At 39.1% G+C, this 25,708-nt stretch carries 26 protein-coding genes; 14 read left to right on the top strand and 12 right to left on the bottom strand.

Translation table 11 applies throughout. The features are described from left to right. The first annotated feature begins 101 nt into the window (after nucleotides 1-101). The 9 genes from FTV17_RS02380 to FTV17_RS02340 all read left to right on the top strand — a co-directional run bounded on the left by FTV17_RS02380 (nucleotide 102) and on the right by FTV17_RS02340 (nucleotide 12,482). Entirely contained in the window at nucleotides 102-3,797 is a 3,696-nt protein-coding gene (locus FTV17_RS02380) for a transglycosylase SLT domain-containing protein (protein ID WP_257219870.1), read from the top strand. A gap of 10 nt (nucleotides 3,798-3,807) precedes the next feature. Further along, complete coding sequence (locus FTV17_RS02375) at nucleotides 3,808-4,461, top strand: DUF2460 domain-containing protein (RefSeq protein WP_179998022.1); 654 nt, start codon at nucleotides 3,808-3,810, stop codon at nucleotides 4,459-4,461. Continuing rightward, nucleotides 4,458-5,315 carry a DUF2163 domain-containing protein gene (locus FTV17_RS02370; protein ID WP_179998021.1) on the top strand — a complete coding sequence of 286 codons (858 nt, stop codon included), beginning with the start codon at nucleotides 4,458-4,460 and terminating at the stop codon, nucleotides 5,313-5,315. The genes FTV17_RS02375 and FTV17_RS02370 overlap by 4 nt, the downstream gene beginning before the upstream one ends. A gap of 58 nt (nucleotides 5,316-5,373) precedes the next feature. Beyond that, on the top strand, nucleotides 5,374-8,139 hold the full coding sequence (locus tag FTV17_RS02365) for a hypothetical protein (RefSeq protein WP_179998020.1): 2,766 nt from the start codon (nucleotides 5,374-5,376) through the stop codon (nucleotides 8,137-8,139). Nucleotides 8,140-8,191: 52 nt separating this feature from the next. Continuing rightward, nucleotides 8,192-8,611, top strand: coding sequence for an NlpC/P60 family protein (locus FTV17_RS02360; protein ID WP_179998019.1), 420 nt, complete (start codon nucleotides 8,192-8,194; stop codon nucleotides 8,609-8,611). A gap of 1 nt (nucleotide 8,612) precedes the next feature. After that, complete coding sequence (locus FTV17_RS02355) at nucleotides 8,613-11,102, top strand: phage tail protein (protein ID WP_179998018.1); 2,490 nt, start codon at nucleotides 8,613-8,615, stop codon at nucleotides 11,100-11,102. 168 nt (nucleotides 11,103-11,270) lie between these two features. After that, nucleotides 11,271-11,561 carry a phage holin family protein gene (locus tag FTV17_RS02350; RefSeq protein WP_179998017.1) on the top strand — a complete coding sequence of 97 codons (291 nt, stop codon included), beginning with the start codon at nucleotides 11,271-11,273 and terminating at the stop codon, nucleotides 11,559-11,561. Further along, entirely contained in the window at nucleotides 11,548-12,087 is a 540-nt protein-coding gene (locus FTV17_RS02345; RefSeq protein ID WP_179998016.1) for an N-acetylmuramoyl-L-alanine amidase, read from the top strand. Before FTV17_RS02350 ends, FTV17_RS02345 begins: the two co-directional genes overlap by 14 nt. Further along, nucleotides 12,084-12,482, top strand: a complete 399-nt coding sequence (locus tag FTV17_RS02340; protein ID WP_179998015.1) for a hypothetical protein — start codon at nucleotides 12,084-12,086, stop codon at nucleotides 12,480-12,482. The genes FTV17_RS02345 and FTV17_RS02340 overlap by 4 nt, the downstream gene beginning before the upstream one ends. A 567-nt stretch (nucleotides 12,483-13,049) precedes the next feature. Here the strand turns inward: FTV17_RS02340 and FTV17_RS02335 are convergent. Both FTV17_RS02335 and FTV17_RS02330 read right to left on the bottom strand, forming a co-directional pair. Further along, nucleotides 13,050-13,274, bottom strand: a complete 225-nt coding sequence (locus tag FTV17_RS02335) for a hypothetical protein (protein ID WP_179998014.1) — start codon at nucleotides 13,272-13,274, stop codon at nucleotides 13,050-13,052. 65 nt (nucleotides 13,275-13,339) lie between these two features. Beyond that, a complete protein-coding gene (locus tag FTV17_RS02330; protein ID WP_179998013.1) occupies nucleotides 13,340-13,528 on the bottom strand; it encodes a hypothetical protein in 189 nt (62 codons plus the stop codon). A 605-nt stretch (nucleotides 13,529-14,133) separates the two neighbouring features. Between FTV17_RS02330 and FTV17_RS02325 the strand changes: the two genes are divergently transcribed. Further along, nucleotides 14,134-15,297 (top strand): MFS transporter, encoded by a 1,164-nt coding sequence (locus FTV17_RS02325; protein ID WP_179998280.1) that lies wholly within the window; start codon nucleotides 14,134-14,136, stop codon nucleotides 15,295-15,297. Nucleotides 15,298-15,301: 4 nt separating this feature from the next. On the opposite strand, the gene FTV17_RS02320 is transcribed toward FTV17_RS02325, so the two are convergent. Then, nucleotides 15,302-16,768, bottom strand: coding sequence for a GGDEF domain-containing protein (locus FTV17_RS02320; protein WP_179998012.1), 1,467 nt, complete (start codon nucleotides 16,766-16,768; stop codon nucleotides 15,302-15,304). A gap of 251 nt (nucleotides 16,769-17,019) precedes the next feature. Here FTV17_RS02320 and FTV17_RS02315 point away from each other — a divergent pair, with 251 nt between their 5' ends. Continuing rightward, nucleotides 17,020-17,502 (top strand): hypothetical protein, encoded by a 483-nt coding sequence (locus FTV17_RS02315; protein ID WP_179998011.1) that lies wholly within the window; start codon nucleotides 17,020-17,022, stop codon nucleotides 17,500-17,502. Nucleotides 17,503-17,585: 83 nt separating this feature from the next. On the opposite strand, the gene accC is transcribed toward FTV17_RS02315, so the two are convergent. From accC to FTV17_RS02290, 5 genes are all read right to left on the bottom strand, one after another. Then, nucleotides 17,586-18,950 (bottom strand): acetyl-CoA carboxylase biotin carboxylase subunit, encoded by a 1,365-nt coding sequence (gene accC / locus FTV17_RS02310; protein WP_035267832.1) that lies wholly within the window; start codon nucleotides 18,948-18,950, stop codon nucleotides 17,586-17,588. Nucleotides 18,951-18,965: 15 nt separating this feature from the next. Continuing rightward, complete coding sequence (gene accB / locus FTV17_RS02305) at nucleotides 18,966-19,385, bottom strand: acetyl-CoA carboxylase biotin carboxyl carrier protein (protein ID WP_035267829.1); 420 nt, start codon at nucleotides 19,383-19,385, stop codon at nucleotides 18,966-18,968. 18 nt (nucleotides 19,386-19,403) lie between these two features. Further along, nucleotides 19,404-19,859: a type II 3-dehydroquinate dehydratase gene (gene aroQ, locus FTV17_RS02300; RefSeq protein WP_035267826.1), complete on the bottom strand. Its 456-nt coding sequence runs from the start codon at nucleotides 19,857-19,859 to the stop codon at nucleotides 19,404-19,406. Nucleotides 19,860-20,095: 236 nt separating this feature from the next. After that, the gene (locus FTV17_RS02295) at nucleotides 20,096-21,427 is read right to left on the bottom strand and encodes a Y-family DNA polymerase (RefSeq protein WP_179998010.1); all 1,332 of its coding nucleotides are present in this window, start codon (nucleotides 21,425-21,427) and stop codon (nucleotides 20,096-20,098) included. Nucleotides 21,428-21,455: 28 nt separating this feature from the next. Further along, on the bottom strand, nucleotides 21,456-22,073 hold the full coding sequence (locus FTV17_RS02290; RefSeq protein ID WP_257219868.1) for a LexA family transcriptional regulator: 618 nt from the start codon (nucleotides 22,071-22,073) through the stop codon (nucleotides 21,456-21,458). A gap of 152 nt (nucleotides 22,074-22,225) precedes the next feature. Here FTV17_RS02290 and FTV17_RS02285 point away from each other — a divergent pair, with 152 nt between their 5' ends. Further along, on the top strand, nucleotides 22,226-22,576 hold the full coding sequence (locus FTV17_RS02285; protein ID WP_179998009.1) for a hypothetical protein: 351 nt from the start codon (nucleotides 22,226-22,228) through the stop codon (nucleotides 22,574-22,576). Continuing rightward, nucleotides 22,576-22,947 carry a hypothetical protein gene (locus FTV17_RS02280; protein WP_179998008.1) on the top strand — a complete coding sequence of 124 codons (372 nt, stop codon included), beginning with the start codon at nucleotides 22,576-22,578 and terminating at the stop codon, nucleotides 22,945-22,947. Before FTV17_RS02285 ends, FTV17_RS02280 begins: the two co-directional genes overlap by 1 nt. 247 nt (nucleotides 22,948-23,194) lie before the next feature. Here FTV17_RS02280 and FTV17_RS02275 read toward each other — a convergent pair whose 3' ends face one another. From FTV17_RS02275 to tusD, 4 genes are read right to left on the bottom strand one after another with little or no spacing between them, the layout of a single operon-like run. Further along, entirely contained in the window at nucleotides 23,195-23,518 is a 324-nt protein-coding gene (locus tag FTV17_RS02275; RefSeq protein ID WP_179998007.1) for a TusE/DsrC/DsvC family sulfur relay protein, read from the bottom strand. Nucleotides 23,519-23,545: 27 nt separating this feature from the next. Next, nucleotides 23,546-23,845: a DsrH/TusB family sulfur metabolism protein gene (locus tag FTV17_RS02270; RefSeq protein WP_179998006.1), complete on the bottom strand. Its 300-nt coding sequence runs from the start codon at nucleotides 23,843-23,845 to the stop codon at nucleotides 23,546-23,548. Between the two features lie 5 nt (nucleotides 23,846-23,850). Then, the gene (locus FTV17_RS02265; RefSeq protein ID WP_179998005.1) at nucleotides 23,851-24,201 is read right to left on the bottom strand and encodes a hypothetical protein; all 351 of its coding nucleotides are present in this window, start codon (nucleotides 24,199-24,201) and stop codon (nucleotides 23,851-23,853) included. 44 nt (nucleotides 24,202-24,245) lie between these two features. Next, entirely contained in the window at nucleotides 24,246-24,614 is a 369-nt protein-coding gene (tusD, locus tag FTV17_RS02260) for a sulfurtransferase complex subunit TusD (protein ID WP_035267807.1), read from the bottom strand. Nucleotides 24,615-24,685: 71 nt separating this feature from the next. On the opposite strand from tusD, the gene FTV17_RS02255 reads away from it, so the two are divergent. Next, entirely contained in the window at nucleotides 24,686-25,687 is a 1,002-nt protein-coding gene (locus tag FTV17_RS02255; protein WP_179998004.1) for an NAD-dependent epimerase/dehydratase family protein, read from the top strand. Nucleotides 25,688-25,708: the final 21 nt, after the last annotated feature.

Below are 25,708 nucleotides of genomic sequence, written 5' to 3'. Positions count from 1 at the left end.
TTTGAAACTTACTTAAAGAAGCACCTTAGGGTGCTTTTTAATACCTGAAAATTTTCAATACCGCCTCACGGCGGTTTTTTTATGCCTGTGAGATAGGGATTATGAGCAACAATCGAGTGGAAGTGCACGTTGGTGCGAAGACTTCTGAACTTAAAAAAGGCATGAATGAAGCTGAAAGTATTGTCAAAGATACGGCGCAGGAGATTGAAGTCACAGGTAAGAAAGTGGACTTTCAGATTGACGTGTCTGGTGTGCAAAAGACCTTTGATAATCTCTCAAGCAATATCTCAACGCAGATGCTGGGCCTAGGTAAAAAAATTGCTGCTGGTATTGGTTCTGCCTTAGCTGTAGATGGATTGGTCAGTTTCACTCGCAATGCAATTAGCACCGCTTCAGAAGTTCAGAAAATGTCTGACATGTTGGGTGAATCGGTAGAAGACCTTCAATACTTTGCCAAGGGTGCTCAAACAGCTGGATTGTCATTAGAACAGTTCGGCATGATGGGTAAGGACGCGCTAGATCGGCTCGGTGAAGCACGCCGTGGTGAAGGCGAAATGATGGACTTCTTTGAAAAGGTTGCGCCTAAGATTGGTGTGACCATCGATATGTTTAAAGATTTAAGTGGTCCAGAAGTTATCCAGGCATATTACGATGGATTGGAAAAAGCCAATTTATCGCACGCTGAAACTATCACTTACATGGAGCAGATCGTCAATGATGGCAGTTTGCTTATTCCATTACTCAAAGACGGCGGTGCAGGATTTAAAAAATGGGGTGAAGAAGCCAAGAATGCTGGCGCTATCATGTCTAAAGATATGGTGGACAACCTCGGTAAAGCCAAAGAAAACCTTTACACACTAGAGCTTCAGTTCCAAGGCTTCCAAGCAATGCTGATCAATTCAGTAACGCCTGCAGTGACTGCTATTGCGCAGAACTTTGACAACATCAAAGCTGTGGCCATCGCTTTAGGTGCTGCTATTTCAGGTAAATTGGTTGTTCAATGCGCCGTATTAGCTAAAGAGTTTGTGATTGGTGTTGCCCAAGGCATGGCTTATCAAATGCAATTGTCTGCGCTTCAGGGTCAAGCGATGCGTACTGCTACGGCGATGGGTGTACTGCGTAGTGCTTCAGCATTGCTCGGTGGACCTGCTGGCTTAGGTATGTTGGCATTTCAAGGTCTAGCGGCAGGTGCTGCATTCCTTTACATGAAACGAAGCAGTGATGAAGCTGTTCCAGCTTTAAGCACACAGGGTAAAAGTGTTGCTCAACTTCGTGAGGAATATGAAAAGCTTGATAAAGCCCAACAGCGTGTATTGACGCGACAAGCCACGGCAGACCTATCCAAAGCTGAGCAGGGTTTCCGTAAACAGGAAATTGCATTACTTGGCTTGGTGCGTGCGGTTGTTAATCATTCCGATGCATCAGATGCTGATAAAAAAGCAGCTAAAGAGCTCCACGATCAATATATTCAAGGCAAGCTGAATTCAGATCAACTAGCCACAGGTATTAATAACCTACGAATAGTTGAGTCTAAACATAAGGCTGGAATTGATGAGAAAGCTGCTGCCGTTAATAAAGAGCGTAAAGCAGTCATTGATGCTCAGGGTGTTCTAAAAACTTATAACCAAGTTGTGACACAAGGTACTAAGGATAATAAGGAACACACCAATTCCATCAACGATAAAGCAAATGCATTAGCCAATTTGACTGCAAAGCAGATGGAGTATGTTCGTGAATCTAACAAACAGTCTGAACGAGAACGCTATATTCAACACAACATGAACGTTGGTGGTGTGTCGCGTGAGCGTGCTGAGCACATGGCAGATGCTCGTGATAAGGCTGGTATGGGATACACCGCTAAAGACGGTGCAATGCCTGAAGCTGTTAAACAGGCTGAAGAAGCGGACTGGAAGCGTAAACAAGCAGCTGAAGCGCGTGAGGAGGCTGAAAAGAAAGCTGAGGAGACTCAAAAACGTCAAACTAAGGAGCTTGAAAAACAGCAACAGATCTTGCAGGTCAATGCACGTGTAAAAGCGAATGCTGAAAAGTTTAACTATTCAGGCTTTGAAGCCAAGTATGGCTTGCCGAGTGGCATGCTATCAGCTCTTAACATGCAAGAGACTAAGGGTCGAAATGTTGAAGGCGTTCAGACTAAATACGGCACGGCGAAAGGCAACTTTCAAATGCTGGATATGACCGCCAAGCGCTTTGGCGTATCTGATCCATTCGACACAAAACAAGCTGCTGAAGGCGCAGCCAAATACATGCGTTTCTTGCTAGATAAGTATGGTGATATCAACAAGGCTATTTCTGCTTATCATGCAGGTGAAGGGAATGTTGATCGTGGTACCGGTATTGGTCCAATTAATCGCCAGTACGTGAAAAACGTCAAGGGTTACATGGCTGGCGTTAACGGTGTAGAAGCAGGGACTGAATCTTCAGATTTTGATAAATCACTTCAGGAGCAAATCCGTAAGACTGAAGAAGCTGAAAAGAACAAGCTTGCTTTACAGTACAAATATGCTGATGAAAGCAAGCAGGTTGCTTTAGATCTTAAGAAAGAACTTAGTGATATTGATTCTTCTATATTGTCAGCTGAAGATAAGAAAGCTTTTTCAATAAAAGCTGAGCAGGAATCCGCTGACAAAATCAAAGCTATTCGAATTGAACAGCTTGAAAAACTCAAGGCACTTCATGAGGAAGAGCTTCAAGGCAAGATGATTTTGTCTCAGCAAATATTCGAGCTAGAAATGGCACGTTTGGATGCTGATCTTGATGCTGGAAGAATCAATAATGTTGAAAAGGTACGTTTTGCAAAGCAACTTGAAGAACAGTTGTATGCCATCAAGCGTATTGGATTGCAGGAGCGCTTAGATCTTGAACAAGAGCTAAGTCAACTCACTGGGAATAGTTCTGGGGTAAGTGGCGTAACCAATGAAATCAGTGCATTAGATCATCAAAGATCATTGTCTGATATCCAAGCACCAGGCATGATTTCTGATGCCCAAATGAAAGACTTTGAAGATAAGTTTGGGAATCTAACGTCACGAATGTCTGGTCTATGGGATAAAGGCATTCAGTCCATGATGAATGGAACATTGACCTGGAAAAATGCCATGAATGCCATTTTTACAGAACTGGCAGGGGCATTTATTCAAAGCATGATTAGTGAACCACTGAAAAAATACGCTGCAAGTTTAGCAACTCGTATGGCGATTAAATTAGGGTTTATAAAATCAGAGACGGCGGCTGAAGTGGCTGGGCAAGCTGCACAAACTGGCGCCGTGGTAGCTGGTGAAGGCATGAAAACCGCTGCAACTTCAACAGGTGTAATTGCTCGTTTAGGTTTAAAGCTCATGGAAGTCTTAAAGTCAATCATGATGTCAGCTTGGGAGGCTATGGCTGGTGCTTGGGCTGCGCTTTCGTCTATTCCAATCGTAGGTCCTGCATTGGGTGTGGCGGCTGGTATTGCTGCATTCGCGGGTGTATCAGCAATTGTTGGAAAAGTGGCATCTGCTCGAGGCGGGTACGATATTCCTGCTGGTGTAAACCCCATGACTCAACTTCACGAAGAAGAAATGGTTTTACCTAAGCAGCACGCGAATACGATTCGTGCCTTAGGTAAGTCACTAAGTGCAGATGGAGGCTTTGGCACACATCAAACTCCAAGTCAGCAAGTGAGTAACCATTTCTCAATTCAAGCCTTTGACTCACGTGACGTAAAGCGTTTCTTTGAAAAGCATGGTCGTGAATTGGCGAGTGGATTAAAGGGCCATCGCCGTAATTTCGGTACCTAAGGAGGTTTTCGTGTCTGATGTATTATTTCCTGAATTACCTGGTCTTGAATGGGAGTTGTCAAAAACTCCCATTTTTAATACCAAAATTATGACTTCTGTGAATGGTCGAGAGCTACGAGCAAGTTACCAAGCCGTTCCTAAGTATGAAATCTCAATGTCATTTGCATTTTTACGTGAAAATAATGGTAGGAATGAATTGCAGCAACTCGAAAGTTTCTTTTTAGAGCGCCGTGGTGCTTTCGATTCATTTCTTTTCAAGATGCCTGATGATTATGAGTTTAATTGCACTTTTCAAGGTGATGGCACGACAACAAGCTATCAACTTTATAAGCAGATGCATACATCCGTAATACCTTTGGCTCACACTAAGGCTGAGACAATTTTTGATGTGGATCCAACATTTTGGAATGAAAATGACAATCAGCAATTTTGGAGTGATAACGACGACGATCTGTTTTGGGATGATACAACTGCAATTATTTCAAAAGATGGAAAGATCACGTTATCCAAACCAATAGATGGAGGCATTAAGTTTGCAGTCGATGGAACATATTACTACCGCTGTCGATTTGCTGATGATGAACAACAGTTTACGAATTTCATGCATAAACTTTGGAATGCAAAAAGAGTTGATCTCGTTGGATCTCTAGGAAATAAAGTATGAGAGCTGCTTCTCCAAAATTAATTGAATTACTTGATGCTGATCAGTTTGTAATGGCAGATCTCTACACCATCACAACTGTTCAAGGTGATGAATTCCGATATACGAATTATGACTTTGATTTGACTGTTGCAGGTCAAACATATAGTTCGAGTGGTCCCATCATCAGTCGTGAAGGGATCAGCCTCTCATTGGGTATTGAGGTTGATAATTTATCGATCAGTATTAATTGTATTGATGACAATGAATGGAACGGCATCAATGTTGTTCAAGCGTTTCATAATGGCCAGCTGGATGGTGCTCGATTTAAGTTGGAACGCATATTTATGGATATGAATACACCAACGGACACCAGTGCCGGCACCATTAAGTTGTTCGAAGGTCGAATCATTGAGCCTGACTTAGATCGTAATTCGATTCAAGCCAGTGTTGCGTCAGATCTGGATGAATTGAATGTGCAAATGCCACGAAATCTGTATCAGCCAAGCTGTACCAACACGCTATTTGATACGGCATGCGGTCTATTGCGTCAAAACTTTGTGGTGCAAACAACAATTGAATCAGGCAGTACTGCAGCACGAATTTTATGTCAGGTGAATCAGCCGCAGGGTTGGTTTACTCAGGGTGTGATTGAATTTTTAGACGGTGGAAATTCAGGTCTAAAACGAACAATCCGTATGCATGAATCAGGTGCTTTATTATTGACTTTGCAATTGTTGGAAGCACCGCAAATAGGGCAGCGTATCAAAGTCTATCCTGGATGTGATAAACGTCTTGAGACATGTCAAAACCGTTTTAACAATTTCGCTCGTTTCCGTGGTGCGCCATTTATACCGGTGCCTGAAACCGCAGTTTAACCAATTTTGTATTAATTCTTACCCCGCCATAGAGCTGGGTTTTTTTATGGGGTGAGAAATGCCATTGCCATCTCCAAGCGAGCTAACTGCAAATCATGTTACAGAGGCTCAGTTTAAAAATAAGCTTGCACAGCTGATTAATAATGTTTTTGATAAAACGGAAGGTCAGATTTTAAGTAGTGATTTGAAGGCGTTAAGCAAGACGTTGACTACATTGAGTCAGCGTGTGACAACTTTAAATACAGCACAACAACAGTCGCTCGATGCAAGTATTAGCGCCTTACGTCAATATGCGGATTTACTTGATAGTACTCAGACTCGCAATTTAAACCAAGTTATACGTTCTTTCAACTCAGATATAAGTACACTTCGAAGATATACGGATCAATTAATTGTTGAAAAAAACCGTACATTAGTAGCTGAACTACTTGAGCAGCTTATGGCTGATTTAGCAGCTTCTGGTGCAGGTGAGAACGGTTGGATTGCACCTCTAGTTCAGAGTAACAACGGAAAGTCCTTGCAACAGGTCGTTGATGCCGTGGGTTCGGATTGGTACAACAGACCAGGTGGATACAATGTAGGGGATCGAGTTTGTCTTGGAAATGGGGAGATTGTTAAAAGCCTTGTTCCAGGCAACGAAAATGACCCTAATCTGAATATGGCTGGCTGGATTAAAGCGGATTTTTTATATGTTGAATCAATAGAAGAACTAAGAAATATACATTTTACATCTGACAGTCTGGTCGTAAGTGTTAAGTCATATCATGCGGGACTTGGAAAAGGTGGGGGCGTTTTTTGGTGGGTTAAAGACAGTATAGCGTTAGAAGATGATGGCATCCATATTTCCTCAGCAACACGGACTGATGGTATGTGGGTGCGTAGCTTAGACCAAAACAGTCTCGTAACTCCATTGATGTTTGGTGCGAAAAATAATGGCGAAGATGATGATCGTCCAGCTGTTTCTAAAGCTATTGCGTATTTAAAAAAGATTGGTGGTGGAACGGTTGATTTTAAAACTAATAAGAAATTTTTGTTCAAAAGTGTTCCGAGTTTTCCAACTGTAAGAAGCATGATGATCAATTTGGATTTTACCAATATTCATTTTGACTTTGGATCTCGGTTCAATGGTATTACATGTGATGCTGAAGTTGACACGGTTTTCTATTTAGCAACTGGATGTAATACATTGCAAATGACAAGTGGAAATTTGTCAGGTAATCGGAAAGCCAAAAACATTTTTTATAGCGATCCTACAAGTTACAACCCATACTTGAATTGGAATGGGACACGAATGGTTCTATGTACTGAAGCTGTTGCCAGTTTAAATACATTCATGTCTACCTTTAACAATTGTTTGGCTGGTTTTGCACCAGTTGCATTTGAGTTCAATAACAGCGGTAATTCTAAAGAAATCACATCAGTAACAATGAACTCTTGTTATGCATTAGATTGCACGGATCGTGGATTCTGGATTAAAGACAGAGCGATTTATTGCACAATGAATGCTTGTGCTGCAGATAAATGTCGTATTGCTTATGCAATTGATGCGCAGGGCATGACGATGAATAGCTGTGGTGCTGAATTCTGTAATATGTATTTTGAGAGTACAAAATACAATGAATCCATGAGTATTAATAATCCACTAATGGTTTCTATTGGATCTAAAGATGAAGACATGCCGATTCATGAAATTATTAAAATTCAGGGATCAGGTGTAATCGAATTAAAGAATGTTCGAATTCTTTCATCTAGCACTGGTGTTCGATATAGAACTTATGTTCTTGGCGTTTATAAACCAGTTTCAGCATATAATCCTCAGGTTATTGTTGATGGCGGTGACATTCGACCAGAAAACACATACATTGCTGCTGAAAATACATCATTTGCAAAAACTGTTATTTTTCGTAGAAATGATCTACGTTTTACAAGTGATTATAACCAGCAAATTGATGTGTCTACATTAAGCTCAAAGCTGAATGAAATTAGTGAAAAGAATCGGTTTGCTAATTTGGTAATTAGACTGACTGGGCAAGAGGCTTTAGATTCAAGCGTCATTAAAAGCTTAAGCAATGCAAATGGGTCAAATAGTATTACGATCACGGGCAGCTCTTCTGATCGCACTCAAACAGTGATCAGTGGCGGAATGCTAGGTAAAATCAATTTCACCAATTGCGATTCAACGATCATTTTCAGAAATTTGACTATTGAATCAGATCCGTCTGTAAATAATTATGAAGGGGCAATGTTTAGGGCATTTAACTGTCATAAAGTTGTCTTGGATAATGTTTTACTTAAAACCCAAGGTGCGGTTGGTACAGCAGTCGAAGCAAGTAATAGTAATATTTATGTTATTAATGGTACAACTACAGAAGGTAATTTCAGTGCTACCTCAGCATTCAAAGAATCGTCTGGGGGTAAAATTTACTATGCTGCGTCACCGACAGCACCTCGAGCAAGGATGTCATACGGTGCGTTCGTACCTAACAGTGATATAGAAAAAAATAATTTGCTTGGCTGGGTGCAGACCTACGGTGCAGGTGGTTCCGCTGTAACTTCTGAAGTGTATAACGTCAGAAGATCAACACTTGAAATAGCATCTGAAGTTAGTGTTTCTGCTAACACGACTATTTATCGAACTGTTGCTGTTAATAACTGTGATCTGGGTGATATTTGCAACGTTGCATATACGGTAGCGATCCCAAATGGCTTAATTTTGTTTGCACAAGTTAGCGTCAAAGGGACAGTTAAAATTGCTATATGTAATACAACTGCTGCAAGTGTCAATTTGCCAGCAGGGGTTTTTAAAATACACTTGACCAATTAACTTAAATTAAAAGCACCTTTCGGGGTGCTTTTTTTATGAGGATAGTGAATGTATGCGTCAAAAAATTATTGAAGAAGCTCGTACATGGCTTGGCACACCATATCATCACCAAGGCCGTGTCAAAGGTGCAGGTGTGGATTGTGGAACGTTGATCTGTGAAGTCTATGAGAAAGTTGGACTCATGGATCATTTAGATCCACGTCCATATCCACCGGACTGGCACATGCACCAGCTTGGCCAACGATATTTAGAGCATGTTTTATCCGTGTGCTATGAAGTCGATGAACCACAGCCTGGTGACATTGTTTTGTATCACTTTGGCAAGTGCATCAGTCATGGTGCAATTGTCGTTGAATGGCCAACGATTATTCACTCCTATATTCATCAAGGAGTAATACTCCAAGATGGCACAAAAGGAAGTCTAGCTCGCAGAATTGCGGGCTTTTTTCGTATGAAGAGGCTAAAAGAATAATATGGGCGGAATATTAGGAAGTACGACAATCAGTACGTCTGATAAGCGCATCAATTCGATGCGCATTCAGCAATCTGCGTATGGTCTAACACAGCCACTGGTTTATGGCAAAAACCGTGTCGCAGCCAATATGTTTTGGTATGGTGACTTTAAAGCGACTGCTCATACGACAACAACTAAATCTGGCGGCAAAGGTGGTAAAACCAAGACCAAAAACACAACATATACGTATTCAGCATCTTTGATGTTGGGTCTATGTGAAAACAAAATCAAAGATATTGGAATTGTATGGCGTGATAAAGAACAGATCGTCACAAAAACCGAAGGCGGTGTGCAACTCAAGCCAATAGATCAAGTTGGATTTGAACTCTTTGATGGTGATCACAATCCTGTTTGGGGATATTTAGCAACCAAGCATCCTGATGAAGCAGTGCATTATCCGTTCCTTGGATATGTGGCATGTGCAAATTATGATCTAGGTGGTAGTGCAGCATTATCGAATCATAATTTTGAAGTGATTAGCGATATTACATTTTCAGAAACGATCCATGATGCGAACCCAGCGGATGTGATTGAAGACTTCATCACAAATCCACGGTACGGTGCAGCACCGAGTTTGAATATGGCAGATTTATCTGAATTTCGAACCTATTGTGCAGCCACTAATTTGTTGATCAGTCCTGCTTTGACAGAACAACGTGAAGCATTTGAAATCATCAATGAAATTGTGGAAGCGGTGAATTGTGCTGTGGTACCGAGTCCAGACGGCTTGAAAATCCGTTCATTCGGTGACAGTGCAGTGACGGGTAATGGTGTGACATTTACGCCAAATCTTGAACCGGTATATCACTTAACAGATGATGATTTTTTGGGTGAAGATCAGCCAATCCGTGTGCGTCGAAGCCGTGATACTGATGCATATAACCATTGCCAAATTGAGTACGTGAATCGCTTTAACCAGTACAACACAGAAACCGTTGAAGCCAAGGACCAAGCGAATATCGAAATGTTTGGGCTGCGTACACAAGATCCAGTCAAGTTCGACTTTTTCTGTGAGCCGAAAATTGCCCGTCATGCCGTACAATTACTATTACAGCGACGACTCTATGTGCGCAATGAATATGAGTTTGAATTAGGCTGGAAGTACTGCCGATTAGAGCCGATGGATATTGTGACGATTACGGATGAATCCTTAGGTTTGAATCAGTTTCCAGTACGAATCACACGAGTTGAAGAAGATGAAGAAGGAGTGCTTTCGATTACAGCTGAAGAGTTAGCCGTCGGATCTCGCTCAGCAGTTGAGTATGACCTGCAATCATCGAATGGGTATCAAGGTGGCAATGAAGAACCAGGTAACGTCAATGCACCAGCAATTTTTGAGCCTCCTTTAGAATTAACTGATGGTAAAAATCAAATCTGGGTGGCTGCATCTGGTGGTATTAATTGGGGTGGTTGTAACATCTGGGCAAGTTTGGACAATACAACATACGAAATGATCGGGACCATTTATGGTTCAGCGCGTTACGGTACATTAGTTTCAGCAATTGATGCAGATGATACATCGATGCAAGTGCAATTGAACACATCAAGTCAAATCTTTGGTGGTACGCTTGAAGATGCTGAAGTTGATGCAACACTGTGTAAAGTTGGTGATGAATATATCAACTATATTGATGCCACTTTGGATGGATCAGGGCGTTATACGTTGAGTGGCATGCTTCGTGGGCGTTTTGACGATGCAGGCTCACACTATGCAGGTGAATCATTTGTTCGTATTGACCGAGCCATTTTTGAATATGACTTCAACTCAAATATGGTGGGTAAACAGATTTATCTGAAGTTCACAAGCTTTAATGGTCTTGAGCAAAAAGAAGAAACTTTGGATGAAGTGACGGCATACAGTTACACCATCAATGGTGGTCGTCCTGCAGGTGTCAAAGGTTTATCGCTGCAGTCTGCATTTGAAGGAACGAGCTTTAAAGTACAATGGCAAAGTGCAGCTGGCGCGACAGGTTATATTGTTCAGATTTGGTCGAATGGTGTATTGCTTCGTACAGTTGAAACGACGAATACCGATTATTCATACAGTATGGATGAAGCGAAAATCGATGGTATTCAACGTGCTTATACAGTGCGTGTTGCAAGTAAAAACGGTTCGATTATCAGTACTTTCGCAGAGTTGAATATCAGTAATCCAGTGCCACCACAATTGTTGAACGTGTACACATCGGCAACTGCAGATTCAATCACAGTGACTTGGATTCCAAGTGAAGTACCGGATCTGAAAGATTACCAGGTGTGGATCAGTACCAATGCGAACTTTGATCCTGATACAACGGCAGCACGTTGGACGGGTACCGAAAATGCTTGCACGATTACTGGCTTGCAATCAACGACAACATATTATGTTCGTGTTGCTGCACGGGACGTATGGAAGCCGACCTCGTGGAACTATTCAACACGAATCACACAGGCAACAGCTGATAGTTAAAGTTTTCAACCATAAAGCACCTTCGGGTGCTTTTTTATTACCATAATTTAGGGGGCGAGATGTCTGAAAAGGCGCAATTAGCCGTAGATGCGGCGGTTGCCGCCTCCACAGCAACAAAATTTACATATGGGTGTCTAGGAATAGGCACCCTTTTTTCATGGGGAATATATGGATGACTTAAAATTAGTCATTGCGTCACTTGAGCCATTTTATACAGCCATTGCGTCATTCGTGATGGCTTTTTTAATGGCGATTTTTCGCACGGCTAGAAAACACGGCAAGGCAGACTGGCTTGAAGCTTTTATGTGTGGCTTATTTGCCATCGGCGCTTGGTCGGTAATGACTTGGTTTGGAATACCTGAAATTGTTGCGGTGGGTGTTTCATCCGCAATTGGTTTCAAAGGTACTCATTACGTCAGTGATAAAATTGATAAGGTTGAAATCAATGTCAAAAAATAAAACGATAGCCATTTGTGCAGGTCATTCTGACACTGATCCGGGTGCAGTAAATGGCACACGCACTGAAGCGCAAATCGTGCTTGATATGCGAAAGATGGTCGCACACTACTTAACCCTTGATGGCATTAAGCATGAAACAGACGGGAAAGGTGGTGTTAATCAGCCTCTCGCACAAACAATCAAGGTAGCACAAGCATGTGATATTGCTATCGAATTCCACTGTAATGCGGCAGCAAATAAGGCAGCAACTGGAGTTGAAGTATTATCTGCTAATAAAAACAAAGCTTTAGCTCAAAAGTTGGCGTCTGCTATTCACAAGCATCTTGGCATTCCACTTCGTGGTGATAAAGGTTGGAAATCAGAGGGTAGTGGGCAGCATTCACGACTCGGCTTTATTAGTAAAGGTGGTGGTTTGATTGTTGAGCTGTTCTTCATTTCCAATAATGCCGACCTTGCTAAATGGGATTCTAAAAAGTGGCTTGTAGCGAAAGAAGTGGCAGCCGTTTTGATGCAGGAGGCTACATGATAAAAACCTTCATCGCCAAATTTTATGAAGCCGTCATTATTGCTCTGACGGCTTTTTTATTACTCACACTTATTGGGCTTGGAATTCAGTCATGGCGTGTAAGTCACTGGCAAAATAAATTTAATGGCGCTGATGCCGAATGTGTCGAGCGAATAAACAAAGTTAATGAAGCCTACCAAAGCGCTTTAGAGGCTTGGAAAGCAAAAGTATTCATTGTTGAAAATGAACTCGAAGCCGAACGCAACAACATCAAAATTGAATTTAGAGATATTCGACATGAGACTCAAAAAATCATTACTGACCGCATTTACACTGATTGCAAGTTTACTGATGACGGCTTGCGTATCGCCCAAACCGCCATCGCTACCGCAAATTCCAGCAAGCCTATTAATTGATTGCCAAGATTTAAAGCAATTGGAGACTGGCGAAATGGGTGAGGCATTAATTTGGATTGTTGATACTTCTGAGCAATACGCAGATTGTAGAGCTAAAGTTAAAGCATTTATTAAAATCCATCAGCCCTCTAAATGAGGGCTAATTTATTTAAATATAACAAAATTTTTAAAGTACAGTTTTCTGCCTGATTCACTATCTATTAATTTATATACATATAAATCATAATTATTCCTATGCTTTAAATCATATACATTTTGTTTGTAATCACCATCGAGCATTAATTTTCTGAAATATAAATTACGTTTTAAATCGAATGCACTTAGAATTTTTTTCATTTTCGACCTCTATCTCTATATACCTTGTGTAGATGACTTTCCAGAACCCAAATATCACCATCGATGACAACTTTATTGCCATCGTAAAGAGATAAATTCTGGCCATAAAAATCTGTAATGTTATTTAGTTTCCCTTGATAATTATAGTTTGCCCAAGCACATCTACGATCACTGTGGTTTGACTCTTTGTGAAAAACGAGGATTACTTGAGGGTATTTAATCATCATGAGTTTAATTCTCGGCACTAATATAATCTGGTATTTCAATAAAGTAAGCTTGATTAGTAGCAATGCTTACCCATTGCAACGTCCCGATTTTATTAATGAGTTTAATATTATTGTTATCGTATAAGCTGATTAATACATTATTATCATCAAAAAAACCAACATATTGAATAGCTGGATTTCTGTGAAAGTTTTCATACATTTTATGGACTTTAACTTTAACAATATTCATTATTTATCCTAATCACCTAAAAGGAGTTAAACCTTTTAAATGATTTAAGAATTCTGAGTTATAAGTTATTTTTTAACTTCGACCTCAGTATGTTCTTTCGGAGCATCTTTAGTTTGTCTGTTCTCAGCATTTAATTGCTGTTCCTTATTTTTTTCTTGCTGAGTTTTTTGCGTATTATCGCCTGCAGGATTTGATTGTTGCTGGTTCTGTTGTTGCTGGGTTTTAGAGTCACTTGACTTTGTGAAATTTGACATAATGATTGTCCTTGAATTGTCAATAGTATTATCGACAAACTCAGCATGTGCCTTATATTTATTAATAGATACCCTGAATATGTATCAAGATTTATAGTTTTAGAAATATTTATTATGAGTGCCTGATATTAATCGATTATTAATATAATATTTAAATTAATATATTTGTAATTTATAAAAACTCTTACTCATGCATTGTCATAAATTTATACATTAGCAATTTAGCAGTAATCTCCTCATCAAACTCTATTACCCCAGTCTAGTACGATTCAATCTATAGATTGAAATTTTTTCAATACTTTGCAAGTTATGCTATCCGCTGAATTCTCAAAAAAGAGAAATAGCAAAATTGGGTAGGAAACCTTATAGGTAAAGTATAAAATTTCTTTAGTAACTTACTAACAATTAATTCTGATGAAAATGATCACAGAATTATTTTCTAAGACGTAAATATCTTCAGTCTACAAAAAATGAAGAGTCTACAAAAAAATAAATTTGTAGACTGATTTGTAGACTGATGAAGTGCAATTACACCTAAGTGGTAACAAATGTATGCAACTATTAAATGATATTAACTTATTGAAAATACTGGTAATTGCAATATGATACAAGCGTTGCCAATTAAAACAAAATTAGGTGGATTCTACTTTTTCTACTATGCGATTGTCGGTACCTTCATGCCGTATTGGAGTCTATATCTGCAAGATCAGGGATTTAGCTTTTTAGAGATTGGGTGGCTTAGTGCAATTGCAATCATGACACGTTTTTTTGCGCCGTTTATTTGGGGTTGGGTGGCGGATAAAACGGGTAAAAGAATGCTATTGGTGCGAATCGCAACATGGATGGAAGCGAGTATATGGTTCCTCATTTTTATTATACCCAATAATTTTCAATCAATTGCCTTGTTAATGTTGATCTTCAGCTTTTTTCAAAATGCGATACTTGCTCAATTTGAAGGCGTTACATTATTTTGGTTAGGCGAAAAACGAAATGAACTTTATGGCAAAGTGAGAAAATGGGGATCGATTGGGTTTATTGTTGGTGTTTTCTTTATTGGTCTAATTCTTGAAATCATCGATATTCAGTATCTCCCGATTTTATTACTGAGTATTTCATTTCTAGCGTTCTTATGGTCATTTACAGTAAAAGAACCGAAGGGCGCACCAAAAGCCCAAAAAACACTTGAATCCATTATTCCAGTCTTAAAACAACCAGTTGTGAAAGCAATTTTCTTAATTGAGTTCATTATGTTGTTTGCTCAAGCACCATTCTATAGTTTTTATAGCAATTACTTACAGTCATCTGGATTTAGTACCACAGCAACAGGATTTCTTTGGTCAACAGGTGTTATTGCTGAAATCATGATGTTTGCCTATGCATCATTTTTTTTAAATCGTTTTACATGGCGTCAGTTGGTTGCGATCTGTTTATGGATGACTGGGCTTAGGTTTTTGATTGTTGGTTTATTTCCTGAAAGTTTTGTTCTCCAATTTCTCTCCCAGACAATGCATGCATTCAGTTTCGGTTTATTTCACTTATTGGCGATGCGCATTATTTTTGAGCACTTTTCTGCTGGGCAGCAGGGTAGAGCTCAAGCTTTGTATAGTACGATGTGGGGCTTGGGTGTGGCATCTGGAAGCGTATTGGCAGGACAATATTGGGAGCTGATTTCTGGCAGCTATATTTTTATCATTGCAGGAGCTTCAACGTTGATTGGTTTCATATTTTTATCCGCTTTACCAAATCTCAAGCCCACTGAAGCAAGATAGTGACTTATGATGTTTGAGTAAATAGTAATTGAGGATCCACGCATAATCTATTTCGTCCTTCAGATTTCGCTTGATAAAGGGCAACGTCTGCACGATTAATCAATTGTTGGAATGGGGTGCCAGACGGAAGTTGTTGATAACTTAAACCTATGCTTACACTAATATTGAGATGTTGATTTTGCCTGATCATAATCGGTGTTTCTGCCACGCGGTCGCATATACGCTGTGCGATTTCAATGCAGGCTGGTAGGTTACTATCTTTAATTAAGAGGGCAAATTCTTCACCGCCAACTCTACCGAATAAATCATTTGATCTAATTTGAGATCTGACGATATTGCTAAAGTCTTTGAGAACAATATCACCTATTTCATGTCCATATTGATCATTAATTTTTTTAAAGTGGTCAATATCGAGTAGTAGAATAGACACGCTGTGAATATTGGATTTCGCCTCCCTATGAGTTGAGTCTATCGTCTTTTCGCTTTCTTCATAAAAATATCGGCGATTCATAGTCGTTGTTAAACTGTCATGGTTCGCTAAATATAATATTTGGTGATATAGCTTTTGGCGATTCAAACTAATAATTGATAATGTTAGTGGGCCTAAAGCCAGCATGAAAAGACCGATGCGAACAGACAGTGTTGTCGAAATAAATGCTTCTGGAGATTCTGTTAGATAATATGCACTTAAGCTGTTGTATAAGAACATACATACAAAGCAGTTGATGATTGCAACCAACAATAAATTGTAGGTTAATGCTGCCCAGATGAGTGCTCCAATCGGGAACATGATGGCGCCAGGGCCAATAAAAAAGTGAGTTAGAATTACAGATACAACGACAAATACGAAGGGTAAGACAAGGGGTAAACTTAAACGTTGATTTTTTTGATTTACAAAATATTGTTGAACTGTAGTTTTGCTTGGTAATGCGAGAACAATAGGTAAAAAAGCGACAAAGTTAAGAATTTCACCACTCCACCACATGCCAAAATCAACCCAAATACGGCCGAGCTCCATAAAGCTGTTAGGAACATAAGGGATGGTTAAAATCGCAAATGTTGGGCTCGCTAGGCACCCTCCAAAAGCACTAATTAAAAATAAGTAAACAAATGTAAGACCTTTATTGAATTCTTGATAATTGATTTTTAACCGGTTCAGTAGGTATAAGGTCACTAATGGGTTTAGCAAGTTAGCAAGAGTTAACAACCAAGCAAGTTGTAAAGTGTTGCCAGTACCTAGGTCTGCAAGCATATACCCAGAAAAGGCCCCAAGCCAGCCACCAAGATTATTGAGATAACTAAATCTTAAAAAAAGACCAAGTAGTACGGCATTTGCAGGCCAGAAAATTGCGAGAAATGATAGAGGTCGACCAAGTATTCCAGCCAAAGCACAAAGTGTAATGATGAGCATGACAATCAAAAAAGATTGTGCATTGTTTTTAATTAGCTCTGTTCGTATCCATGTGGTCATACTTAACGTATATTCCCTTGCATAAAATCTTATATTTTTAAGCTTTCTGTGAGGTGGAGAATGAATATTATTCTGATAAGAATATATTTTTGCACTAATAAATCAATAGATCGCATTAAACTGCTGATGATTTAAAATTCATCAATAGAAATTCATTTTCTTATATAAAATTGTTCTTATCACGTTAATTCTATGAGTTTTCTTGCTGAAATGTGCTAATTTAGCTCTAAACGTTGACCTATAGATGTTGTATGAAAAAAACAGTTTTTTTTGCACCTTTACTTTTATTAATGACGTCTTTTTCTTTTGCCGATCAAAATGTCCAAGCACAAGCTAAAGGTGCTGATTTACAACAGCCTGAAAATAATATTCGAATCAACATGCGCCCAGAAATTTTAGGTTTATGGGGAATGGAAATTCCAAATAATAAAAAATGTGTTGAGTATTATAATTTCCGTGGTAACAATGAGGTGGTCGTCAATAGTGCTAAAGAGTGGTCGGTCGGTTTATTTGAATATCAACCATCTCAAGACAGCTCTACGGGCTTGTTGCCGACGTTGGTCATGCAAGTCAATTATGAGAACAACGAAAAAGACTGCTCTGGTAATCAAGTAGATCAGGCAGGAGATTTGTCTCAATATTTTGTAAAATGGGACAATCCGAATCAAATCAATTTCTGTGCATCTGAAAAGGGTGGACAATGTTTTGCAAAACTTAATCGTATATTGCCTTAAGCTAAAATCTTTGCAGTCTATTCTTCAATAATAAAAAAGCCTCTTGAAAAAGAGGCTTTTTTATTCATCTTGTAAAGCTGTAATTACTCAGCTTCGCTATGTCCTTGTACCTGTTTCAACAAATGTTTCTCTAGGTAGTGAATATCCATAGCCTGTTCTGCAAAGTTCTTATCTTCAAGGATGAGATCTTTGTGTAGCGGAATATTGGTTTTGATTCCAGTTAAGATCATTTCATCTAAGGCTTGTTTCATACGAGCTAAAGCGGTTTCGCGATCTTTACCATGTGCGATTAATTTTGCAATCATCGAATCATAGTAAGGTGGAATGCTATAACCTGGATAGATATGAGAATCTAAACGGATGCCTGCACCACCTGGTGTGTAGAATTGCTCGATTTTACCTGGTGATGGAAGGAAGGTGGTTGGATCTTCTGCATTAATACGGCATTCAATTGCATGACCGTGTACTTTGATTTGATCTTGTTCTAGATTTAAACCAAGACCAGCGGCTACACGAAGCTGTTGTTCAATAATATCGACACCCGTTACCATTTCTGTCACAGGATGTTCTACTTGAACACGTGTATTCATCTCAATAAAGAAGAACTCACCATCTTCAAATAAGAATTCGAACGTGCCTGCGCCACGATACTGCATTAACTCGCATGCTTTTACGCAAGCTGCTAAAATTTCAGCACGAGCTTCTTCTGGAAGGTTGGGAGCAGGAGCTTCCTCAAGAACTTTTTGATGACGACGTTGTAATGAACAGTCACGATCATATAAATGTACGGCGTGACCATTACCATCGCCAATCACCTGTACTTCAACATGGCGTGGCTTTTGAAGGAAACGTTCCATGTAAACCGTATCATCACCGAACCACATTTCAGCATCACGTTGAGCTGCTTGTACAGACTCTAACAGTGTATCAACACGTTCAACAATTCGCATACCACGACCGCCACCACCAGCAGCAGCTTTTACGATAAGTGGGAAGCCAATCTCTTTTGCTTCCGCCAAGGCATTGTTTGGTGTTACAGCATGAGCTGAACCTGGAACGGTTGGTACACCAGCTTTACGCATCGCCATAATCGCTGACACTTTATTCCCCATAAGGCGAATATGTTCAGGACGTGGACCAATAAAGATAAAACCAGAACTTTCTACAATCTCAGCAAATTCAGCATTTTCTGATAAAAAGCCATAACCTGGATGAATTGCATCTGCACCAGTCACTTCCGCTGCTGTAATAATTGCAGGAATATTTAGATAACTTTCGCTACTTGCACCAGGACCAATACAAACGGCTTCATCAACAAAGCGTAAATGCATGAGGTCTTTATCGGCATCCGAGTAGATACCGACTGTTTTAATACCGAGTGTTTTGCAAGCACGTGTAATACGCAGTGCAATTTCACCTCGGTTGGCAATGAGAACTTTTTGCAACATACCAACCCCCAACGATTACGCGCGGTAGCGGAATAAAGGTTGACCGAATTGGATTACATCACCATTTTTAACTAAAATTTCTTCAATCACACCACTTTGAGTTGCCTCAATTGGGTTCATGATTTTCATTGCTTCAATAATTCCAAGCGTTTCGCCTGCTGAAACAGTTTGTCCTACATTTACAAATGGTGCTTCGCCTGGACTTGGTGCAGCATAGAACACGCCAACCATTGGTGAGGTTTCAACAGCACCACGAGAAGCTGGTTTCACAACTGGAGCTTCTGGCGCAGCAGATTGTATTGGTGCAACACCAGCGGCTACGATAGGATTACGACGCGCTAAAGCAATGGATTGATCACCTTCTTTTACTTCAATAGATTGAAGATCCGATTCAATCATTAAGTCGATGAGCTTTTTAATTTTGCGAATATCCATGAATTCGTATTCCTAAGGTTAAAGATGTGTAGAAGTTTGAATTTTTTGTACGGCATGAGTTAATGCAAATGAATAACCCTGTGCGCCTAGTCCACAAATGACACCGACAGCTTTATCTGAGAGATAAGAGTGGTGTCTAAATGCTTCACGTGCGTGAACATTTGAAAGGTGAACTTCAATAAATGGGATCGCAACACCTAATAGGGCATCACGTACTGCTACTGAGGTGTGGGTCAGTGCAGCAGGATTGATGATGATAAATTTTATACCATCAATCTGGGCTTGATGAATTCGGTCGACAATGGCACCTTCCCAATTGCTTTGGAAGGTTTCAAGTTGAATTGAACTTTCTTGAGCTTGCTGTATGAGTTGATGATTGATATCGTCTAAAGTTAAATGTCCGTAAACTTCAGGTTCTCGCTTTCCTAGCAAGTTTAAATTTGGTCCATGTATGACCAAAATGGTCGAACTCATGAAGACAGCTCCAATATGAAAGTTGCAATATAACCTTGCAAGATGTCTGCAAAGTTTGCATATTATGGCATGTTTTTAAGCTTTTCATTTATATTTTGTTTCAAAAATAGCAAAAAAACAATGTCGTCAATGAGCTGTATTTTGAGAACTTTGCAGTCAATTGGCAATGTTAAAAAATTACATTTTTCTTTTAATTCTTCGAGTCTGCTATTTTAAACCGAATTGACCAAAAGTATTCATTTGTTTTGTGTAACCGCCATATGTGAGTCATCAATAGTCAGCATTTCTGACCATGAGGTGGTATAGCGTGGAGAGTGGTGCAATTGCTTCATTTTCCATTGTTGTTGATTGGTATGATAGCCCACTTGAATACAATACTTTCCAAAGCGGTTTTTCATAGCGCCAATTGTTGTCATGAGTGAATCTCGTTGCTGGATTAAATCATGAGGCTGCCAAAGGTCATGTGTATGTGTTTTTTTAGCACTCAAAGCAGAAAACATGACGGAAACTTTTACATAACGTATATTTTCTTTAAATAAAACATCAATTTGCTGTTGTGCTGCATGCGTCAAGAGTAATAAATCATCCGTCGGATATTCCAAACCAATTACATGAGAATGTGATTTCTTGAATGGTTTTACTGGAATTTTTTCATAAAGAGACACATGGACACAGGCGCATAATTGTTCTTGCTTGCTTAAACGTTCATGAGCCCGACTTAAATGAAAAATCATGGCTTGCTTGATTAATGCTTTATCCTTTAATGCTGATGCAAAACTTCGTGATGCTAAGATTCGTTTAGACGGTAAATCAGGATCTTCTAGTGAAATACAGGACTGACCTTTTAGCTCACGAATGGTACGCCCCATGAGCACTGAAAACTGCTTCATCAAATAGTGTTCATTGGCAAAAGTTAAGTCATAGCAATTATAAATACCGTAACTTTCAAGTTGTTTACTAATTTTTCGACCTACGCCCCAAATTTCCGATACTGAGGTTTCTATAAGTAATTGATCAAAACTGCATGGATCCAAATCCAATAAAGAACACACTCGGTTAAAACCAGAACGTTTTTTGGCAAAGTGATTGGCGAGTTTAGCTTGTGTTTTACTGTAACCAATCCCGATACAACAAGGTAAACCGATCCATTGTTGAATACGGTCGACTAATTCTCGACAAAATTTTTCTAAATCAAAAAGACTTTGATAATGTGTTAGACGAATAAAACATTCATCAATTGAATAGGGCTCTAGATCTGAATCTGCATGAAAGTGTTGCTCTAAAATAGTGAAAAAACGACTCGACATATCGCCGTAGAGGGCATAGTTGCTTGAAAATACTTTAACACCAGCTTTAAGCATATCTTTTTCAATTTCATACCATGGCACGGCCATGCCAATATTGAGAGCTTTTGCTTCCTCACTACGAGATACGACACAACCATCGTTATTACTTAAAACAACGACCGGTTGACCATTTAAACTTGGATTAAATACACGCTCACAACTGACATAGCAGTTATTAATATCAATGAGCGCAAAAATCTCTTGATGATAAATATTTTGCATAGGAGTAGGGTGAACTGCTTAGATCAATTTATTTCAGTTTTTTTAAAATACAAGTCACTACACCCCAGACCATGATTTGTTCTTCGCTACGAGGATAGATGTCAGGGTAGTCTGGATTCTCGGCTTTTAACCATAAAAGGATCGTTCCATCATTTTGTTTTTCTAACATTAATCTTTTTACTGTGAATTCATTATTAATCAGCGCCAAGACGATATCACCATGTTCTGCATTCAAACTCCGGTCAATCAAGATTTGATCACCAACTTCAATCCCTGCATTTTTCATTGATAAAGAATTTACGCGTAGTATAAAAGTAGATGCTACGTTGTGAACCAAGTATTCATTTAGATCAATATGTCCTTCTACATAATCTTGTGCTGGGGAAGGGAAGCCTGCTGCCACAGATTCAATAGGATAGGCGATTTTTAAACGTGTTCTAAATTGGATTGGTGAAATTTCAATTTGTTGATTGAAATCATCTTCAGGTCGTATTTTTAACCATTCTTTAATTTGAATCACTTTTGATTCAGGAACACGCATTACTACTGTTTTTTCTGAAAACTGTGATTTTCGACCTGCATTGGCACGTTTACCACCATGTAGAGAAGCGGTATTTGTTGCTGAAATATTTGAATTGCTGCTCATATGAAATTCCCCCCATTTAATCTTGAATATGTAACAAAATCAAGATAGCAAAAAAAACATTGTAAAAACAGATTGTTTCGTCGGATTGATTGTGCTTATACGACACTATGCTTAAAATTAGGTCTGAATTTATGATGAAAATGGAATCATCCATGTTGCAAGATTTTATTGAAGAGCAAAAATTAGTCTGTGAGGAGTTTGATTCTGCTTACATCAAAGTGAATGAAGATGATGTTGTTGCTGTGGCTAAGCATACTTTAGATCAAGAGCCAATCGTCGGTTTACGTAATAAACCTGAACCTGGTGAGAAAGTGGAATGGTTTATTTATGGTGGTGAATTAGGCGAAGGCGAAGATTTTTTTGAGACGATGACGGTGAAAGAGCTTGAAGAAATTTTACCCGATGCCATTCCATTTCTTGCATTGGAAACAGGTTTCCGTTTTATGATTGATCGAGATGATTATGAGGATGTTTGGAAAGCTGAGCCTGATTTAGGAATCTAATGCGCATGTTATGGGTGAGTTTGATTTTTGTAGGTTTAAGTTTTGTTGTATCGCAACAGGTTGTAGCGAATGATTTGATTGATGCACAACAGATGGTGTATCAGCAAAAACTGGATCATGAAATGCAGCTGATCGAACAAACCAAGCAGATTTTAGATGATGAACACAGTACAGCCACACCGATGGAGCAACAACTTGCTTTATGCGGAAGGTTAAAGGCCTATCAAAACATTGTTGGTTTAGCAGACGAGTTTATTCAAGTTGAACAAGCACATGTAATGAAACGTATTGCGCAATTTTATTTAAATCAGCAATCTACGAGTTTTCAACAATCGGGCATGACAATTGATGATTGGTGTAGCGCAAACTAGCAAATTTGTCAGATATTGATATGAATTTGGACTGAATTGATAACTCGAACTTTATTATAATTTTTTGCGTTGAGTTGACGTATTCCAATTTCCCTGATTGACACGCGACATCTTAACCATCATTAGTCTAGGTGATGTCTAAACCCGCTGCATAGCGGGTTTTTTAATGTCTATTTCACTGATTAATTCATTTTTTAAAGCTACGAACTGACTCACTATGCTATGTAAATCAAAAAGTAGTTTTGGTTTACAGACAATTGGCAGGCTTTGGTATTCCGGCTAATCGACTTAGATGGCGAGCAACTAGGCCTGTTTTAAACCTTTCTTGCAATACTGCATTATCAATGTCAGCGCTGACGTGTTTCATTAAAAATTTGATTAAGGGACGAGTTGCAGGAGAATGACCAAATTGAGCGTAGAACTGACGAACCGCATGCAATACTTCGAAATGCCAAGCTGTTAGCTCAAGCTCGAGCGTATTCGCGAGTACTTGCGCTACATTTTCATTCCAAATGGTATAGTCAACTAAATGACCATCTTGATCGAGTTCAAGGGATAATTCAGTGGTCATGGTAAAACCTAAGTCAATAAATTTGTTTTATTTAAGGCTAATACAGCGTGTAAAGCCCAGAATGATATCTGCAAAAGTGGTGTAATCAATCACTTCAATTTGAAAATAATCGCCGTTCAATAGATGCGAAGGTAATAACTCAGCATCTCGATCTAAAATGTAGACCTTGTTTTGAATCGTAAGTAAAGATGGTGTAAACAATGCCAACACCGCATCCCCCATAAGCACTAAAACATCATTGGTATCCAGTGTTTTTTGAACCTGTTGAATACAATGTTCAGTATTTGCAAATTGAGATTGTATTAAATAAAGCGTTTTATCGGTCATATGAGTTACCAATACAGCACATGGTCAAAGCTTTGAATTAACTCTTTATTAAATTCAATAAATTTAATTTCATGCGTAGTGTGTTGAACAAAGGGATTATCTTGTTGATTGGATTCAATCAAAATAGGGCTTAGATCGTAAAACTCAAAGCTATCGACGAGGTTGGAAGCCAGTTTAAACGCATGTTTAATGGGTTCGAAGCTTAATTCGGAACGGAGTAAACTTAAGGCTGCGCCTTGCAATAAAACTTTCACTTCAGCACCAAAAGTTGCTAAAACCATGGTTGCAGAAAGGCTCTCATGAACTTGTAGCGAGTTGAGATTTGATTGGGTTAATATAACCAGTACAGATTTCACACAATTTACCTTTCAATTGCAACAATCAATGAAAAATGAATAATTTAGAATTGAACTAGACGTGCTGAAGATGAGACAGCATCTGCCAATTCACCGAGTCCTACCAGCTGAAAACCTTCGGCCAGATTATGGGACTCAATGTGATGGCGTTGAGCATTTTCAGCATCAGTGATTCCACGTGCTAGGGCAGCACTTACGCAAACAGGAAGTTTGATATTTAATTTTTGCCACTCTTGTGTGAGACTTCTTTGATCATCTGGCGACCACTGTAAGTTGTTTGCAACTTGAACGCCGTCTTGATAAAAGAAAACTCGAAAAATTTCGCCTTTCGCTTGCAATGATTGTGCGAGTCCTAATGCATGCCAAGCATGGATTGAGCTAGGTGCCGAGGTAATTAGTAATAACGTACTCATTTAAAACTTCGCATAGGGTGACCAAACTGAAAATAGCTTGTTCAGGCTTTTAAACAAAAAGGTAGTATACAATGATTTTAGTGACAGGTGGATTAGGCTTTATAGGTTCACACGTTGTTTTAAGCTTATTGGCACATGGTCAAGAAGTTGTCATTGTAGATAATCTTGCCAATGCGAATTTACAAACACTTGAACGTCTTGAATACATTTCTGGAATGTATGTACCTTTTGTAAAGTTAGATGTTAGAAATACGCCTGCTCTGAATAAAGTTTTTGAGCAGTACTCAATCCGTGCTGTTATACATACTGCAGGATTTAAGTCTTTAGAGGAGTCTCGCTTAAAACCGCTTGAATATTATAATGATAATGTCAGTTGCATTATGAGTCTGATGCGTGCAATGCAACGAACTGGTGTACGAACATTATTGCATCTTTCAAGTATGGCGGTTTATGGCACTTCGAGTTTGAATTTAAATGAAGAACATCCTCTCAATTTTGCCAATCCAAACCCTTATATTAAATCCCAGCAAATGATTGAAGAGATCATCCGTGATACCTCTAAAACGGACGAAGAATGGAGTATTGCGATCCTGAGACTAGCAAATGTAGCTGGTGCTTTTGAACATGGAGTTTTGGGTGAAGTGGTTGCCCCTTTACCTAAAAATATTTTGCCTTTGGTGTTACAAGTCGCAGCCATGCAGCGCGATTCCATTCAATTACAAAAGAATGCCAAAACAAAAGACCAAACGGTTGAACGAAGTTTTGTGCATGTCATTGATGTGTGTGAGGCAGTCATTGCAACTTTAAAGTGGTTATTTAATCAAAGATCAACGTGCGAAGCATTTGATATCGCAGGTCAGCCAAGTTCAATTCAAAACTTGATTAATACGGTAGAAAAAGTGACTGAAACAAAAATTCGAATTGAGGAAACTGATTATGTTTTCCAAGAATTAGATCAAATTGGTTCGAATAGTTTAAAAGCATTTGAATTATTGAAATGGAAAGCACATCGATCACTAGAACAAATGATTGAAGATCAATGGCGATACTATCAAAGCACCTTTAATAATTAAAATGATAATCATTTACATTTA

The organism is Acinetobacter sp. YH12239 (assembly GCF_013417635.1).
Lineage (GTDB): Bacteria > Pseudomonadota > Gammaproteobacteria > Pseudomonadales > Moraxellaceae > Acinetobacter.
Note: the sequence above shows the minus strand (reverse complement) of the source record. Positions and strands in the feature narration are given on the sequence as shown.